The sequence below is a fragment of the Halobiforma lacisalsi AJ5 genome, from assembly GCF_000226975.2.
GTDB lineage: Archaea > Halobacteriota > Halobacteria > Halobacteriales > Natrialbaceae > Natronobacterium > Natronobacterium lacisalsi.
The window spans coordinates 1,762,700-1,777,983 of sequence record NZ_CP019285.1; the positions used below are offsets into that span (position 1 = coordinate 1,762,700).

At 64.8% G+C, this 15,284-nt stretch carries 17 protein-coding genes; 6 read left to right on the plus strand and 11 right to left on the minus strand.

Going from position 1 to position 15,284, the window contains the following annotated elements:
- Positions 1–2 precede the first annotated feature (2 nt).
- From CHINAEXTREME_RS08370 to CHINAEXTREME_RS08390, 5 genes are all read right to left on the minus strand, one after another.
- Positions 3–1,052: a TAXI family TRAP transporter solute-binding subunit gene (locus CHINAEXTREME_RS08370; protein ID WP_044961597.1), complete on the minus strand. Its 1,050-nt coding sequence runs from the start codon at positions 1,050–1,052 to the stop codon at positions 3–5.
- A gap of 221 nt (positions 1,053–1,273) precedes the next feature.
- Positions 1,274–2,470, minus strand: coding sequence for a CaiB/BaiF CoA transferase family protein (locus CHINAEXTREME_RS08375; RefSeq protein WP_029601527.1), 1,197 nt, complete (start codon positions 2,468–2,470; stop codon positions 1,274–1,276).
- 82 nt (positions 2,471–2,552) lie between these two features.
- Entirely contained in the window at positions 2,553–2,738 is a 186-nt protein-coding gene (locus CHINAEXTREME_RS08380) for a hypothetical protein (RefSeq protein WP_007139995.1), read from the minus strand.
- 154 nt (positions 2,739–2,892) lie between these two features.
- Positions 2,893–4,110 (minus strand): mandelate racemase/muconate lactonizing enzyme family protein, encoded by a 1,218-nt coding sequence (locus CHINAEXTREME_RS08385; protein WP_007139994.1) that lies wholly within the window; start codon positions 4,108–4,110, stop codon positions 2,893–2,895.
- 28 nt (positions 4,111–4,138) lie between these two features.
- Positions 4,139–5,251, minus strand: a complete 1,113-nt coding sequence (locus CHINAEXTREME_RS08390) for a mandelate racemase/muconate lactonizing enzyme family protein (protein ID WP_007139993.1) — start codon at positions 5,249–5,251, stop codon at positions 4,139–4,141.
- 154 nt (positions 5,252–5,405) lie between these two features.
- Between CHINAEXTREME_RS08390 and CHINAEXTREME_RS08395 the strand changes: the two genes are divergently transcribed.
- Positions 5,406–6,710, plus strand: a complete 1,305-nt coding sequence (locus CHINAEXTREME_RS08395; protein ID WP_007139992.1) for a DUF362 domain-containing protein — start codon at positions 5,406–5,408, stop codon at positions 6,708–6,710.
- A 4-nt stretch (positions 6,711–6,714) separates the two neighbouring features.
- Here CHINAEXTREME_RS08395 and CHINAEXTREME_RS08400 read toward each other — a convergent pair whose 3' ends face one another.
- Positions 6,715–7,509, minus strand: a complete 795-nt coding sequence (locus tag CHINAEXTREME_RS08400) for an IclR family transcriptional regulator (RefSeq protein ID WP_007139991.1) — start codon at positions 7,507–7,509, stop codon at positions 6,715–6,717.
- A 458-nt stretch (positions 7,510–7,967) separates the two neighbouring features.
- Here CHINAEXTREME_RS08400 and CHINAEXTREME_RS08405 point away from each other — a divergent pair, with 458 nt between their 5' ends.
- The 4 genes from CHINAEXTREME_RS08405 (at position 7,968) to CHINAEXTREME_RS08420 (ending at position 10,227) form a co-directional block, all read left to right on the plus strand.
- Entirely contained in the window at positions 7,968–8,756 is a 789-nt protein-coding gene (locus CHINAEXTREME_RS08405) for an SDR family oxidoreductase (RefSeq protein WP_007139990.1), read from the plus strand.
- Positions 8,753–9,103: a cupin domain-containing protein gene (locus CHINAEXTREME_RS08410; RefSeq protein WP_007139989.1), complete on the plus strand. Its 351-nt coding sequence runs from the start codon at positions 8,753–8,755 to the stop codon at positions 9,101–9,103. The genes CHINAEXTREME_RS08405 and CHINAEXTREME_RS08410 overlap by 4 nt, the downstream gene beginning before the upstream one ends.
- 7 nt (positions 9,104–9,110) lie before the next feature.
- The gene (locus tag CHINAEXTREME_RS08415) at positions 9,111–9,938 is read left to right on the plus strand and encodes a fumarylacetoacetate hydrolase family protein (protein WP_007139988.1); all 828 of its coding nucleotides are present in this window, start codon (positions 9,111–9,113) and stop codon (positions 9,936–9,938) included.
- 67 nt (positions 9,939–10,005) lie between these two features.
- Positions 10,006–10,227 (plus strand): hypothetical protein, encoded by a 222-nt coding sequence (locus CHINAEXTREME_RS08420; RefSeq protein ID WP_007139987.1) that lies wholly within the window; start codon positions 10,006–10,008, stop codon positions 10,225–10,227.
- Positions 10,228–10,269: 42 nt separating this feature from the next.
- Here the strand turns inward: CHINAEXTREME_RS08420 and CHINAEXTREME_RS08425 are convergent, their stop codons facing one another.
- Positions 10,270–10,692 (minus strand): universal stress protein, encoded by a 423-nt coding sequence (locus tag CHINAEXTREME_RS08425; protein WP_007139986.1) that lies wholly within the window; start codon positions 10,690–10,692, stop codon positions 10,270–10,272.
- Between the two features lie 112 nt (positions 10,693–10,804).
- Here CHINAEXTREME_RS08425 and thrC point away from each other — a divergent pair, with 112 nt between their 5' ends.
- The gene (gene thrC / locus CHINAEXTREME_RS08430; RefSeq protein WP_007139985.1) at positions 10,805–12,046 is read left to right on the plus strand and encodes a threonine synthase; all 1,242 of its coding nucleotides are present in this window, start codon (positions 10,805–10,807) and stop codon (positions 12,044–12,046) included.
- 377 nt (positions 12,047–12,423) lie between these two features.
- Here the strand turns inward: thrC and CHINAEXTREME_RS08435 are convergent, their stop codons facing one another.
- Genes CHINAEXTREME_RS08435 through CHINAEXTREME_RS08450 form a run of 4 tightly spaced genes read right to left on the minus strand, consistent with a single transcriptional unit; the run spans position 12,424 to position 15,091 of the window.
- On the minus strand, positions 12,424–14,217 hold the full coding sequence (locus CHINAEXTREME_RS08435) for a transposase (RefSeq protein WP_238593376.1): 1,794 nt from the start codon (positions 14,215–14,217) through the stop codon (positions 12,424–12,426).
- Positions 14,218–14,230: 13 nt separating this feature from the next.
- Positions 14,231–14,530, minus strand: coding sequence for a type II toxin-antitoxin system RelE family toxin (locus CHINAEXTREME_RS08440; RefSeq protein WP_006180987.1), 300 nt, complete (start codon positions 14,528–14,530; stop codon positions 14,231–14,233).
- 10 nt (positions 14,531–14,540) lie between these two features.
- Positions 14,541–14,813 (minus strand): ribbon-helix-helix domain-containing protein, encoded by a 273-nt coding sequence (locus CHINAEXTREME_RS08445; protein WP_006180986.1) that lies wholly within the window; start codon positions 14,811–14,813, stop codon positions 14,541–14,543.
- A gap of 38 nt (positions 14,814–14,851) precedes the next feature.
- The gene (locus CHINAEXTREME_RS08450) at positions 14,852–15,091 is read right to left on the minus strand and encodes a hypothetical protein (protein WP_007139984.1); all 240 of its coding nucleotides are present in this window, start codon (positions 15,089–15,091) and stop codon (positions 14,852–14,854) included.
- Positions 15,092–15,284 lie beyond the last annotated feature (193 nt).

Here is a 15,284-nt window from a genome sequence, read left to right on the forward strand (position 1 = left end):
CGTTAGTTGTAGTCGCCTGCTTCGTCGGGGTCACCGATGACCCAGTCGTCGTTCCAGGCACCCTGGTCCTGGTAGTACTCGGCCGCGCCGGGGTGGAACGGGTAATCCGCGATCGCCGAGGACGTGAGATCCTCGAGCGTGTCGGGTGTGAACCGCGGTTCGGCGTCGCGAACGGTGTCGCCGTGTTCGTGGGCGATTCTGGTGAGTTCGTAGACTTCGTCCTTGGGGGCGTCGTGGTGGAACGTGAACGTGACCTCGAGGTCCCAGGCCACGACCTCGTCGGTGCCGATGTCCTGTTGCCAGCCGAAGTCGTCGCCGACGTCGTCGTACTCGGTGTAGCCGGCCCCGTTGTACTCCTGGATCGCCTCGACGAGGTCGTCGGTGTGCTCGACGTAGCGGACGTCGGTTCGTGCGTCGTACTCGACGACGAAGCCGGTGTGTCCCACGCCGGGCGTCCCGTAGGCGATCGCGGCGTCGATCTCTCCTTCCTCCATCAGGCCGGGGGCGTCGTCGACCTCCGCGTCGACGATGTCCATCTCCTCGTAGACGTCTTCGACCTGGGGCATCGACCAGACGTCGAGCGTCGTCGCGCGGGTGGAGAAGCCGGGTTCGGCCGGGTAGACGCTCGCACCGGCGAGGTCGTCGAACGTCTCGATGTCCGTGTCCTCGCGGGCGACGAGGTAGATACTGTACGGGAACCCGAGGAAGCCCTGCCACGGGACCGTATCGATCGGGTCGTCGGCGAACATGTCTTCGCCGTTCATCGCCTTGGCCATCGTGTTGGTATCGACGATCCCGCCGTCCATCTCGCCCGCATCCAGGCGACGAGCAGTCCCGACGTAGCCCGGACTCTCGATCGTGGAGTACTCGACGTCGTCGCTGTGTTCGGAGACGGCCTGTTCGAACGCGAGGCCGACGTCCATCGTTCCGCCCGTTGAGGTGCCCATACGGAACGGACCCCCTTCGTTGCCAGTACATCCCGCCAACCCGAGCGCCCCGAGGGCTGCACCGCTCTGGAGCACACGGCGTCGGCTGATGTTATCAGCAGCCATGGTAGACTCACCAATGAACTTTTACTATATATACTCTTTGGAGATGATGAATATCAAGTGAATGAACTCACTCGAGCGGTGGTTTCGGACGGGTATTCGGTGGTATCGGTGATTTCCGTTCGACACCCGACATCCAGTTCGTGAGTCCTGAGTTATACGTTCGCTCTCCCCGCGGTATCGGGTTCCCCCACCAGCGAATTCACCGTCCCGAAACCGCGCGCTCACTCGCCCTCGAGAACCCGCAAGAGAGCATCCTCGGGCAGCACTTCCCCGAGGACGTCCTCGGAGTGTTCTCCGAGCTGGGGCGGTTCGTGACCCGACCGCGTCCCGGCGGCGGAGAAGTCGATCGGGCAGACCGGGAACGGCAACTCGACGCCGTCGATCGTGAGGTCCTCGAGTGTGCCGCTCTCCCGGAGGTGCTCGTCCTCGAAGACCTCGACCGTGTCCTGGACGGGTGCGCCCGGGATCCCGTGTTCGCGGAACAGGTCGAACCACTCCTCGTTCGTCCGTCGCTCGAGGATCGGCACGAGTTCGGCCGCCAGCGCGTCCCGGTTGGCGACCCGGTCGTCGTTCCGGGCGAAGCGTTTGTCGTCGGCGAGATCGGGTCGATCGATGGCCTCGCAGAAGCCCTGCCAGGTGTCCTCGCTCCCGATGGCGACGGCGAACCAGCCGTCGGCGGTCTCGAACGCCCGGTACGGGGCGAGCGAGGGGTGGACGGTCCCCTGCCGGGGGTAGGGTTCCTCGGTGACGAACGTCCGCCCGGCGCGTTCGGTGAGCCAGGAGACCAGGCCCTCGAACATCGGCACGTCGATGTACTGCCCTTCGTCGGCGTACAGCGCCGTCGTGATCCCGATGACGGCGTACATCCCGGCGCAGATGTCGCCGATGGGGATCCCCGGCCGGGCCGGCGGGCCGTCGGCCTGCCCGGTGATACTCATGCTGCCGCCCAGGGCCTGGACGACCATGTCGAACGCCGGCAGGTCGCGGTAGGGTCCCTCGAGGAACCCAGAGATCGAACAGTAGACGAGGTCTTCGTTGACCCGCCGGAGGTCCTCGTACCCCAGCCCCCACTTCTCCATCGTTCCGGGGCGGTAGTTCTCGACGAGTACGTCCGCGGTTTCGACCAGCGCCTCGAGCGCGGCGGCCCCGTCCTCGATGGACATGTCGAGTTCCACGCTTCGTTTGCCGCGGTTCAGCGACGCGAAGTAGGCGGTAAGCCCCGAGTCGCCGATCTCGGGACCGACGCTCCGGGTGATGTCGCCCCGGTCAGGTCGTTCGATCTTGACGATCTCGGCGCCGAGGTCGGCGAGCAACTGCGTCGCGAACGGGCCGGACAGCATCTGCGTGCAGTCGATCACCCGGACGCCCGAGAGCGGCGTTGAGGACGAAGCGGTGGTCGTCGATCCGGTCGGTGTCATCGTACGGGCACTCTCGGCTGCGGGAACCTAAAACCGCTAGTCGGGGGTGGTCACAAACCGCACTCGAGAACCGTCCGGCCGATTACAGGTACAGGACGAACCAGTACGCCGTCATCGCGAAAAGGGCCACGGCGAGTATCGCTTCGGCCGCCTTGACGACCCGTGGCGTGTACGCCCCGACGGTTCCCGCTGCTCGATTGTATCGCTGGTGAACGCGCTCGATCGCATCGAGGACTCGCCGTCCGAACGTTCGTTGTTCCGAGGACATACGTGACATATCGTGCCAAGGTCGTTAAATAGCTTCGTCTTCTCGAGTCCGATCGCATCCCTCGGTCGACGACCTCGAGCACTACGTAGCGCCGGTGTTCGGCCGGAGCACGGCGCTACCGGGACTGGCGGTGCCGGAGACGACGGAACGGATATCAGAACCCGGACGTTCCCTCGAGTCGGTGCTCTTCGGCGACGCTCTCGTCGAGTTCGACGCCGATGCCCGGCTTCTCGGGGACCTCGATGTAGCCGTCCTGGATGAGCGGTTCGTCGCGCTCGAGGAGGTCGTCCCACCAGTCGACCTCGAGAGCGTGGTACTCGAGGACGTCGAAGTTCGGGATCGCGGCCCCCAGATGGACACAGGCCATCGTCCCGATCGGGCTACAGACGTTGTGCGGCGAGATCGGCATGTAGTTCTCCTCGGCGCGGTCGGCGATGCGCATCGTCTCCTTGAGGCCGCCGACGGTCGTCGGATCGGGAGTGACGATGTCGACGCCGTGGTCGTAGATCAGGTCGGAGAGTTCGTGGACGCGGAACCGGTTCTCGCCGGTGGCGACGGGCGTCTTCGTCGCCGAGGTGACTTCCTTCTGGGCGTCCATATTCTCGGGCGGGATCAGATCCTCGAGCCACATCAGGTCGTACTCCCGGAGTTCGTCGGCCAGGCGCTTCGCGCTCTCGACGCTGTAGTCCCAGTGGCAGTCGAACGCGAGGTCGATGTCGTAGCCGATTTCGTCGCGAACCGCTTCGACGATCTCCCGCTTGTACCGGACGGCCTCGTTGCTCAGCCGACCGTTGAACGGATCGGGGTCGTTGTCCATCTCGAGATCGAGGTCGAACTTGAGCGCGGTAAAGCCCATGTCGACGACGCGGCGGGCTTCGTTGGCGTAGGCCTCGGGCGAGTAGGCCTCGGCGTCGGCGTACTCGGTATAACCGTCGTCGACGGCGTAGGCCTCGCCGGCGTGGCAGTCGCAGTAGATGCGGACCTCGTCGCGGAACTTGCCGCTCAGCAACTGGTAGACGGGGACGTCGAGGATCTTCCCGGCGGCGTCCCAGAGCGCGATCTCGATGCCGGAGGCGGCGGTAACGACCTTGCCGGTCGTCCCGCCGTGGCCGGACATCTCCTGGATGATCCGGCGGAACAGGCGCTCGACGTCTAGCGGGTTCTCGCCGATCAGGAAACGTTTGGTGTACTCGACGAGTTCGGGGACACCGCCGCCCCGGTAGGACTCGCCGATCCCGGTGACGCCGGCGTCCGTCTCGATCTTGATCAGGTTCCACTCGAAGTTCCCGTCGACCACGCAGGTCTCGATGTCGGTTATTTCGACGTCTCGATGCTCGTCGCGGTTCGTGATTTGGTTGGAAAAGTCCTTCATGATTGTGTGGTTGGTAGTTTCGTGCCCGTTAGTTCTCGATCGCGAACTCCTGTACCGCGTCCTCGTCCAGTTCGACGCCGTGGCCCGGATCATCGGGCAGCGGAATCCGGCCGTCGTCGTCCGGCTCGAGCGGATCCGCGACGACGTCGTCGAAGACCTTGACGTCCATGTCGCGGTAGAAGTACTCGACCCAGAGGGCGTTCTCGATCGAGCCCACCAGCGACGCGTGGAGGTTCCAGTTGTAGTGCGGTGCGATCCGAACGTCCAGCGCGGCCGCGTGGTGGGCGATCTTGAGCCACTCCGTAATTCCGCCACAGACGGTCGCGTCCGGCTGCAAAACCGTCGCCGCCCCGTCGCTGTAGAGCCGCTCGAAGTCGTAGCGCGGCCCCTCGAGTTCGCCCGTCGCGACCGGGTACGAGATGGCCTCGTTCACCTCGCGCATCGCCCCGACGCTGTCGATCATGACGGGTTCCTCGATGAAGTACGGGTCGTAGGGTTCGAACGCGCGACAGGCTCTGATCGCCTCGGTCCCGCTGTCCCACGCGCCGTTGGCGTCGAGCAGCAGGGTACGCTCGTCCCCGATCTCGTCGCGGACGGCGGCGACGCGCTCGACCTCTTCCTCGACCGGCAGTCGGCCGACCTTCATCTTGACCACGTCGTGGCCTTCCTCGAGGTAGCGACTCATCTCGCCCCGCAGGGCGTCGTGGCCCTTGTCGTCGCGGTAGTAGCCCCCGCTCGCGTAGGCCGGAACGTCCTCGGCGTAGCCGCCGAGCAACTTGTACAGCGGCTGGTCGGCGGCTTTCGCCTTGAGGTCCCACAGCGCGATATCGACGGACGAAATCGCCCGCAGGAGTAGTCCGGAGCGGCCGATCTGGACCGTTCCGTCGAACATCTCGCGCCACAGCCGTTCGGTGTCGCGGGGGTCTTCGCCGACGAGGGTCGGCTCGAGCAGCGACTCGACGGCCTCGGAGATCAACTCCGCGCCCTCGTAGCCCAGCGAGTAGCCGACACCCTCGTGCCCGTCCGACGTTCGGACGTAGGTGATCGCGTGATCGCGGTACGTCAGGGTTCGGTTCGAGAACGAGACCGGTTCCTCCAGGGGAATCGCTATCGGCACGCTCTCGACGTCTGTGATCTCCACAGCGCTACCACGACGAACGACAGTAAAAAGGGTTCACTACGGGGCAATATCCCCCGGACGAGTCCCCGCCGGGGGACCGCTATCCGGTGGCCGGTGAGTCGAGACGATCCCTGGAACGCGACCCTATATATGATAGGGCTCGGTACACACGTCCATGCACTTTCCCGACCGAACCGAGGTCGAGGATCTCATCGGGCCCCAGCCGGCCCCGACGTTCGCGCGCGTCGAGTACGACCCGCCGACCGAAACGCTGGCCGATCCCCTGGCGGAGACCCGATCCGAACTGGACGTTCTCCCGCTCGAGGAACTCGACGACGGGGCCACCGTCGCCGTCGGCGTCGGCAGCCGCGGCATCCACATGATCGACGAGATCACGGCCGAGGCAGTCACCGCGCTCGAGGACCGTGGGTTCGAACCGGTGCTGGTCCCGGCGATGGGGAGCCACGGCGGGGCGACCCCCGAGGGCCAACTCGAGATCCTCGAAGCGCTCGGCATCACCGAGGAGCGGATGGGCGCGCCGATCGAGGCGACGATGGACGTCGAGCGACTGGACGAGGTCGAGATCGGCGGGACGGAGACGCCGGTCTACTTCTCGGCGGCCGCGCTCGAGGCCGACGCCGTGCTGGTGATCAACCGGGTCAAGCCCCACACGAACTTCTCGGGACGGCTCGAGAGCGGCCTCTGCAAGATGCTCACCGTCGGCCTGGGCAAACAGCGTGGCGCGCAGGCGTTCCACTCGACGGCGCTCAAGGAGGGATACGTCCCCACCATCGAGTCGCTGACCGCGGCCATCCGCGATTCGGTCCCGTTGCTCGGCGGGATCGCCCTCGTCGAGAACTTCCACGAGGAGATCGGTCACCTCGAGGCGATCCCCGCGGACGACCTCGAGGAACGGGAACCCCCGCTGCTCGAGCGGGCCTACGACGAGATGGCGACGCTGCCGACCGACGAACTCGACCTGTTGGTCGTCGACGAGATCGGCAAGGAGATCTCCGGTGCGGGGATGGACACCAACGTCATCGGCCGGTACCGGGTCGTCAACGCGCCGGATCCGGAGACTCCCGAGGTCAAACTCATCTACGTCCGTGGACTCACGAAGAAGACGAAGGGCAACGGCAACGGGATCGGGCTGGCCGACGTCACTCGCCGGGCGGCAGTCGAGCAACTCGACCTGCAGAAGGTGTACGCCAACGCCCTCACGAGCGGCTCGCTCGCCAAGGCGAAACTCCCGCCGGTCGCGCCCGACGACGAACTCGCCATGCGGGTCGCGCTGAACGGCCTCGGTGGCTACGACCCCGAGACCGTCCGGATCGCCTGGATCGAGAACACAGAGCAACTCGAGGAGTTCCGGATTTCCGAGGCGTTGCTCGAGGAACTGGACGACGTCGTCACGGTCCTCGAGCGGGAAGAACTCGTCTACGAGGACGGCACCGCGCGGTTCGAACCGGTCTCGGAGTAGCCGGTTACTCCACGATGTGGTCGTCGGCGCTCTCCGGGGTGGCGTAGGTCACGTTCAACTCGAGTTCGTTGGCGGCCGCGAGCATCATGTCCGGTACCTCCTGTTCGAACTCGTCGCCGGTCAGCCGGTGAGATGGCCCGGCGACTGCGAGCGCACCCAGCACCTCGCCGTCGCGTCTGACGGGGACGGCGGTACCGTTGATCCCGTCGACGTGTTCCTTGCGGTTGAACGCGACGCCGCGTTCCCGGACCGCCTCGAGTTCGTCGTAGAGTTCCTCGCGGTCGGTGATCGTGTGGTCGGTCAGGGCCGGCAGCCCCCATCGGTCGATGATCCCGTCGACGCGCTCCCGCGGATAGTTCGCGAGGATGGCTTTCCCCGCGGAGGAACTGTGCAGGTGGATCTGTCGCCCGACGCCGAAGCCGGCCCGGACGGCCCGGCTCCCGGTCTCGACGTGGACGTAGATGCCGAGTCCGTGGTCCTCGACGACGAACTGGGACCGTTCGCCCGTTTCCTCGGCCAACTCCTGGACGTGGGACTGGGTCATCTCGTAGGCGGGATCCCTGGTTCGGGCGGCCCGGCCAAGTCGGGTAAACCGGAGTCCGAGCTGGTACCGGTCCCCGTCCCGCGAGACGTACCGGAGGTCCCGCAGCGTCTGGAGGTGGCGGTGAGTGGTGCTCTCGGCCATGTCGAGTCGGTCCGCGATCTCCGAGAGTCGGGCGGGACCGATCTCCTGGAGCGTATGGACCACTTCGAGGCTCGTTTTCGTGGTCTGGATCGTCTCGTCGTTCGGTTCCCCCATACGCGCCTTCTCGAACGCACCCTACTTATGGATTCCGTTCTGCGGAACAACTGCTCGCGCAGTTCTTTCCGTTTCTCCGCCCGGTAGAACCTCCTATGGCCGTCGACGGGTGGCTCACTCGTGATTCCGTCGAATTTCGAACCCGGTTTGGTAACCGATTCCATTCCACTCGCTGGAACTCGACTCGTCGATGGGGAGTCGAATCGCATAGCTGTTCGTGTCGTATTACAGAAGTACTTCTGTAATTTGATGGCCCCCGTTGTTCGCTTCGCACGCGGAGAACGGCCCGTAATGGGCTGTACGTAGGGAGAAATCGATCCTGGGACGAGCGCGGGCCTGGTTCCGTACAGCGGAACGAAACCGATCTATCGACCGCGGGCCGAGTCCGGTGTCGAGTGTCACACAACCTTACCGGTACGGCAACCTTTTTCGTCCTTACCTCTGGGCATACGAACGATATGGATCTCCAGATCGAAGGCAACACCGCGGTGGTAACGGCTTCCTCGAGCGGCCTCGGCAAGGCCTCGGCGAAGGCGCTCGCTCGAGAGGGCGCGAACGTCGTCATCAACGGCCGGGACGAGGACCGACTCGAGGAGACACGCGAGGAACTCGAGGAGGTCGGTTCCGGGAGCGTCCTCGCCCAGCAGGGGGACCTCACGGAGAAAGACGACATCGAGGCGCTGATCGAGGCGACCGTCGACGAGTTCGGCGGCATCGACCACCTCGTGACCAGCGCGGGCGGCCCGCCGTCCGGCCCGTTCCTCGAGACCGACGACGAGGACTGGTACGAGGCCTACGATCTGCTCGTCATGAGCGTCGTCCGGCTCGCCCGCGAAGCGGAACCGTACCTCACCGAGAGCGACCACGGGACGATCGTCAACATCACCTCCCGCAGCGTCAAGGAGGCCATCGACTCGCTCGTCCTGTCGAACTCCGTCCGGATGAGCGTCATCGGCCTCGAGAAGACGCTCTCGAAGGAGTTCGCGCCCGACGTGCGCGCGAACGCCGTCCTGCCCGGCCCCCACGAGACCGAGCGCATCGAGAACCTGGTGAACCAGGCCATCGACCGCGGCGACTACGACTCCTACGAGGAGGGCCTCGCCGACTGGGCGAACAACCCCCTCGAGCGCGTCGGCGACCCGATGGAGCTTGGCAACACGGTCGCGTTCCTCTCCTCGCCGCTGTCGGGGTACATCAACGGCGAGAGCATCCTCATCGACGGCGGATCCACGGGTGCGAACCTATGAAGCCGGTCGAGTTCGACGACGCCGAGACCTACGAGCCCGACGAGGGCTGGCAGCGCCGCGCGCTGGCCGGCAGCGACGAGTTCAGCTTCGAGTGGTTCGAGAAGCCGCCGGGCCACAGTTCGCCGATGCACCACCACGAGAACGAGCAGGTCTGTCTCTGCCTCGAGGGCGAGTTGACCGTCACCACCGAGGACGGCGACGCCGTCACCCTCGAGCAGTACGACTCGGTGTGGCTCGAGTCCGACGAACCGCACAAGGTCGAGAACACCGGCGACGAGCGCGCGGTCGGCCTCGACGTGTTCGCCCCCGGCCGCTCGTTCGACTTCTGGACCGATCGGGAGGACTGAGACTGATATGCAGTACCTCGCACGCACCGCCGACGGCCGGGCGCTGCTGGGCGACGACGAGGGATACGTCCCGCTCTCGGCGGCCGCACCGGACCTCGAGACGGTCGCGGACGCGCTCCCGCTCGCCGCGGCCGGCGACCTCCCCGACGTCGGGGACGCGCCGGCCGACCGGATCGACCCCGACCACGTCCAGTTCGGCCCGCCGCTGGCCGAGTTCGGAACGCTCTGGGGGATCGGGCTGAACTACGAGGACCACGCCGGCGACCTGGGCGAGGACCGCCCGGAGGAGCCGGCCAGTTTCATGAAACCCTCGACCGCGGTGACCGGCCCCGGCGGGCCGATCCGGCTCCCGCCGGCCGACCGGACCGACGGCGTCACGGCCGAGGCCGAACTCGCGGTGGTCGTCGGCCGCGAATGCACCGATCTCGAGGACGGCTCCGAGGCGGTCGACGACGTCATCGCGGGGTACCTGCCGGTCATCGACATGACCGCGGAGGACATCCTCCAGCGCAACCCGCGGTTCCTGACGCGGGCCAAGAGCTTCGATTCGTTCCTCGTCGTCGGGCCGGCGATCGCCGTCCCCGAGGAGCCGCTCGACCTCGAGGAGTTGACGGTCCGGACGATCGTCGACGACGAGGTCGCGGCCGAAAACGAGATCCGGAACATGCTGTTCCCACCCCGCGAGATCGTCTCGTTTCACTCCCGCGTGAAGACACTCGAACCGGGTGACCTGTTCAGCACGGGGACGCCCGGCGCGGAGCCGATCGATCCGGGCGACCACGTCCGGGCCGAGGTCGAGGGGATCGGGTCGGTCGACGCGCCGGTCGTCCGCTGACCGGCTCGAGGTGGCCGGTCTTCGGTTGCAGATACACTAAACTACCTGGAAACGGTAATGTCCCCGTATGACCGCAAACGGCGGGGACCGAACCGGGCTCGGGTTCGCTGGCCGGGGGAACGAAAACTGGTTCCGGTTCGGGATCTACCTCGCGTTCCTGTACGCCACCTTCACGCTCGCGATCGTCTATCTGCTCAGTCTCGATCAGACGTTCGGGCTCGTCGCCGCCGTCGTCGGCGGTATCGCCTTCGGCCTCGCCATCATGATCTACGTGTTCTATTTCACCTGACGCGCGACACCGCCGACCGTGCGAGAAGGGGTTCCGAGGCCGTCAGTCGATCGCGGACACGACCGGACAGTCCGCCGAAAGCAGTACCGACTGCATCACGCTCCCGAACAGCGCCTTCCCGGTCGGACTCCGCTCGCGGCCGCTCATGACGATGAAATCGGCGTCGATCTCGTCGGCCACCTCGAGGATCGTCTCGGCGGGGTCGCCGTGTTCGCGTCGCTTCTCCACGGTCGTCCCCTCGGCCTCGAGGTCGGCGATGATCGCCTCGGCGCTTTCCGGGAACTCGCGTTTCTCGAAGACCTCGTCGGAACTGAATTCGCCCTCGCCGGTTACGTCGAACTCCCTGACGACGTCCAGGGCGACGACCTCGAGGTCGGCCGGATCGCCGGGAAGCGACGAGAGGACCTCGGCCGCCCGTTCCGTTCGCTGTTCGTCCAGCCCGACTGGAAGCAGTATCCGGGACATTCTCGTTTCCCTATCGCTCGCCACACTACTTAATACGTCCGTCCGTTCGCGGGGATGAGCGGACCGCTCGTATCGCCAAAGGTTTTGCCGCTCCGGCGAGACGAGCATGCCAATGACCCGACGGCTGCGTTGTTACGGCTGTGGGCGGACGTACTCGATCGTGGAACGGAAGCGTTGTGAGTGTGGGGAACCGCTGTGGTTCGACACGCTCGGCGAAACCGGCGCGGACGACGGTGAAGATACGAACGGCTTCGAATTCGACTGGCCCGACGAGGACTGGACCGCCGGCATGTGGCGATACGCGGACGCCCTCCCGGTGTCCGACCCGCCCTCGAGCGGCCCGGGCCCGATCCCGGGGACGACGCCCCTGTTCCGCGCCGAGGGCCTCGACGAGTTCGCCGGCTGTCGCCTCTCGCTGAAACCCGAAGGGCAGAATCCCACCGGGAGCTTCAAGGATCGCGGGACGGCCGTCGGCGTCGGTTACGCCGCGGCGGCCGGCCACGACTGGATCGGGACCGTCTCCCACGGGAACATGGCCCTGAGCACGAGCGCCTACGCCGCGGCGGCCGGCCTCGAGTGTGCCGTCTTCGTACCCGCGGACACCCCGCCCGAACGCCTCGCGTTGATCGCGCGCCACGACCCACACGTCTTCCGTGTCGAGGGGGACTACGGCGCGCTCTACCACGATACGCTCGCCATAGAGCGCGAGAGCGACCTCGACGTGACGTTCGTCAACTCCGATACCCCGCTTCGGGTGGCCGGCCAGAAGACGGTGGCGTACGAAATCGTCGAACAGTACGGACCCGACGGGCCGGACGCGATCGTCCTTCCGCTCAGCAGCGGCGGGCACGCCAGCGGCGTCTGGAAAGCCGTCCGCGAACTCGAGGCGGCGGGGCTACTCGAGACCGTGCCCCAGCTCTACTTCGTCCAGGCTGGCCCCTGCGATCCGGTCGCGACGGCCTACCGGGCGGACCGCGACGAGGTGACCGCGGTCGACTCCGGGGAGACGATCGCCGTCTCGATCGCCAACAGCGATCCGCCGAGCGGCACCCGCGCACTGCGGGCGGCCCGCGAGACCGGCGGCGGGGTCGTCTCGGTTCCCGACGACGCGACCCGCGAGGCGATGGCGCGGCTGGCCGAGACCGCGGGCGTCTCCGTCGAACCCTCGAGCGCGGTCGCGGTGGCCGGCGTCCGTCAGCTCTCGGAATCGGGCGAGTTGGCCCCCGACGACGACGTGGTCACCGTGCTGACCGGTTCCGGATACAAGGAACGGTACGACGTCGACGTCGACTCTCGCGCACGGACGATCGCTCTCGAGGACCTCGAGGACGAACTCGCGGCGATCACCGACTAACCGGCGACCGTCGCTGCAGACGGGTTCGTCGACTGCTGCCGTTCTCGGTCCCCTCGAGGTTCGTCGCCGGATAGCCGAGCCTGAATATATTATCAAGGTGACGTTACTGACGAACCATAGTCGAGCCGATACAACAGAGGAAGCACCCCGGGAGAACGACTGTTTCCCGTTCAAAGGGATGGAGAAGCATGATGGAGGCGCTCGGGAATAATAACAGTAGTTGAAAACACGGCGATTCTATTCAGCAACGGCCCCCGAGAATCAGTCGGCGTCTGAGGTGCTCCAACCGGCCCCAAGAACGTCGCCAAAGACCTGTCGGGTTTCTGGTGGTTCGGTTGGGATTCGGAGGTCGCGCGGGTCGTCCTCGATGGCCTGCATCAGCTCACCAGCAGTTCGATGGCCTGCATCAGCTCACCAGCAGTCAGTTGCTTCCCCTCGCTCAAGGATTCACCCGTCTCCTCAGCACGGAGGATGTTCGCCACCGTCCAGATGTTGAAGAGGTGCGCCGCGAAGTTGAAATAGAACGCCCGAAGCGCCGGGTTTCGAGACCCACACTTGGCGAGGAACTCCTCCTTGATCACGCGGAAGTCCGTTTCGATGCCCCACCGACGGCGGTACGCCTCACCCAACTCTTCCGGCGGGACCTCTTCGGGATGCAGGTTCGTGTAGAAGTACGTGTAGTCGTCCATCGGCTCATCAGCGTCTGACTTCCGCAGTTTCACCGTCTTGTCCGACTTCAGCCCGACCGCGTAGTAGCTGTCTTCGTCGAGGGAGCCGACGCCGTAGGGGTAGTACGACGACCGCAGATCGGCGCGCGCCATCCCGTTCAGGAAGTGCTTGATCGTCTTCACCGACTTGCGGCCCTGCATCACCAGTTCCAGCCCCTGCTCGGTGATGGTCGAAATCGTGTCCGAGTTGTAGAACTCCGTCCCTGCGTCAAGGTAGACGCGGCCGATATTCAGGTGTTGTCGGCTCAGACGGAGCATCCGACGGATGTACTTCGGCGTCTTCGTCTTGTCATGGACCGGTAGGATCACCAAGATGAGTGGTGTGTCAGTCCCGACAAGAGCGAGCGTGATGTACTTCCATGCCCACGAGTAGTTCCGCCCCGGCTTCGTCCCGCGAATGAACTCGCTGCTCTCTGAATCACCGTAGAACGGCCAGTCCGTGATGTCAATAGCGACCTCCGCATTGTCGGGAAAGTAGCCGTGTCTGGCGGCGATCTCGAACAGTCGCTCGTTCGCCTCACGGAACATCTGTACGACATTCTCCCGCGAGGACTTCCGAAGGTGGTGAGTGAGGTTCTGGCCAGTCGGAATATCTCCATCGTCGTAGAACCCCTTGTACTTGAGATTCTTTGCGGCGTCGTTGACGAAGCCGTTGCCGTTCGCGGCAGCGATGAGCACCCGAAGCGCCGCGTCCTTCGTCACTTCGGTACTGCTGTCGCGCTTCAGTCGGAGGTACTTGAACGTCTTCGAGCGCAGTTCTCGGGCGATGACCTGGACTGGCGGGAATCCCTCACCGTCTGTGACTATCGTGTCCGGCGTCGGGTCACGGAACCAGTGTTCGAGCTTCGTGTCCTGCAACTGCCGAACCAGCGTTTCAGTCTCGCTCGCGTAGTAGTGCCGCGTTTCTTCGTCCATCCGCCCCGGCATTCGGTTCAGTGTCGGCTGACTCACCGAGTTCTCGATGCCCAACGCCTCCCGGATGTCAGGATTCTTGATCGCACGAGCGACGCCCGACTGGTTGAGTGCCGAGAGGTCGAAGAACAGATACAGCCGCGTCGCGTCCTCTCCGTCCAGATTCTCCGTGAGGTTCTCGTTCGTCCCTTTCGACCAGTAGTAGTGCCGAAGCTGGACCTTCCCGAGTGCCTTTGCGAGTCGATGCTCGGGAGACTCCAGGCCGTCGTACCGATCACGTTCCACCGACCAACGGTAGACGCGGTAGGCCTCTGATTTGATGGCTTCCCACAGCGGCGGCGTGATGTTCTTGGCCGGATTCCGGCTCAGGAGACCCGTGTACGCCCAAGGATCAGTCCGCGGGTCGTCCGGCAGTTTGCTCTTGGCCTCGGTGTACCGGCTTGAAATCTCTCCCTTCCTCTCCCACCGCTCGTGGATCTCGCCCTTCGACTCGGGATCACGGTCAGCGTCTTCGTCTTTCTCCTTTGCCACGTCGTGTCACCTCCTACTCGTCGTCTCTCCAGCTCCCCCACACTTCTCGGTACTTGCCGAGTTCGCGGTACTCCTTCTTCCGCTCGAAGGCGTCGATGGCGTAGATCACCTCGTTGTCCTTGTCCCAATCGATCAGTACGCGAAAGTCGCCGACGCGAAGCTTGTAGCCGGGATGGTTCTTCAACCGGTCGAGAAAGTGGTCCGGGAAGTCGCCGATGTCCTCCAGCTTGTTGATGATCCGCTCGGCATCATCGGTCTCGAACTGTTCCAGCGTTTCGACCAACGTCTCCGTCAGAACGACCTCGTGAGCCACCGTTCAGCCCTCAGTCGTCGATACCGAGGCGTTCGCGGGCCTCGTCCGTGGACATCGTTCGCCCCGCTGCAACGTCCGCGTAGCCCTCCGAGACACCCTCCTGCGCGCCGGGCGTCAGAATCGGTTCCGTGGTGTCGCGCAGCACCTCACGGATGAACTCCGACCGGTTGGTGTACTCCAGTTCCTCCGCCAGTTCGTCGATCTCCTCCAGAAGCCGCTTCGGGACCTTCACGTTCAACTTCACCATGTCCCCGTCACCGTTGTCGCCCGCGTCCGTGCTCATACGCCGTGGTACGCGGGTGGTACTCAAAGAACTGTCGCTCAGTCGTCCCGCGGATCGTCAACCAGTTCGTAGAGACCGCCGCGATTCAGTTGTTTGACCCACCCTGCATTTTTCAGATTCCGAAGCGCGTACTCCACCTGCCCCTTGTCCAAATCGGAGTTCTCGCGGAGATACAGCGGGTTCACACGCCCCCACGGCTCTCCGGATTCCTTCCCTTCTTTGAACAGCTCCAGAACGGTTTCTTCCCGCTCGTTCGGTTCGTAGTTCTCGTTGACCATCTGTTGTTCTTGCATTCTACGTCACAGGGCATAATTCTCAGCCATACGCCTAATGCTTTTCCCAACATAACGCTAAGCATTTTGCTTAGCATAAAGACTAAGTAGTACCCCTTCGTAGAGGGTAGTAAGAAGCGCGGGACGCCGGTCAGAAACTGGCCGGGGCGTGTTTGGACCACGCCCGACCGCGCTTCCG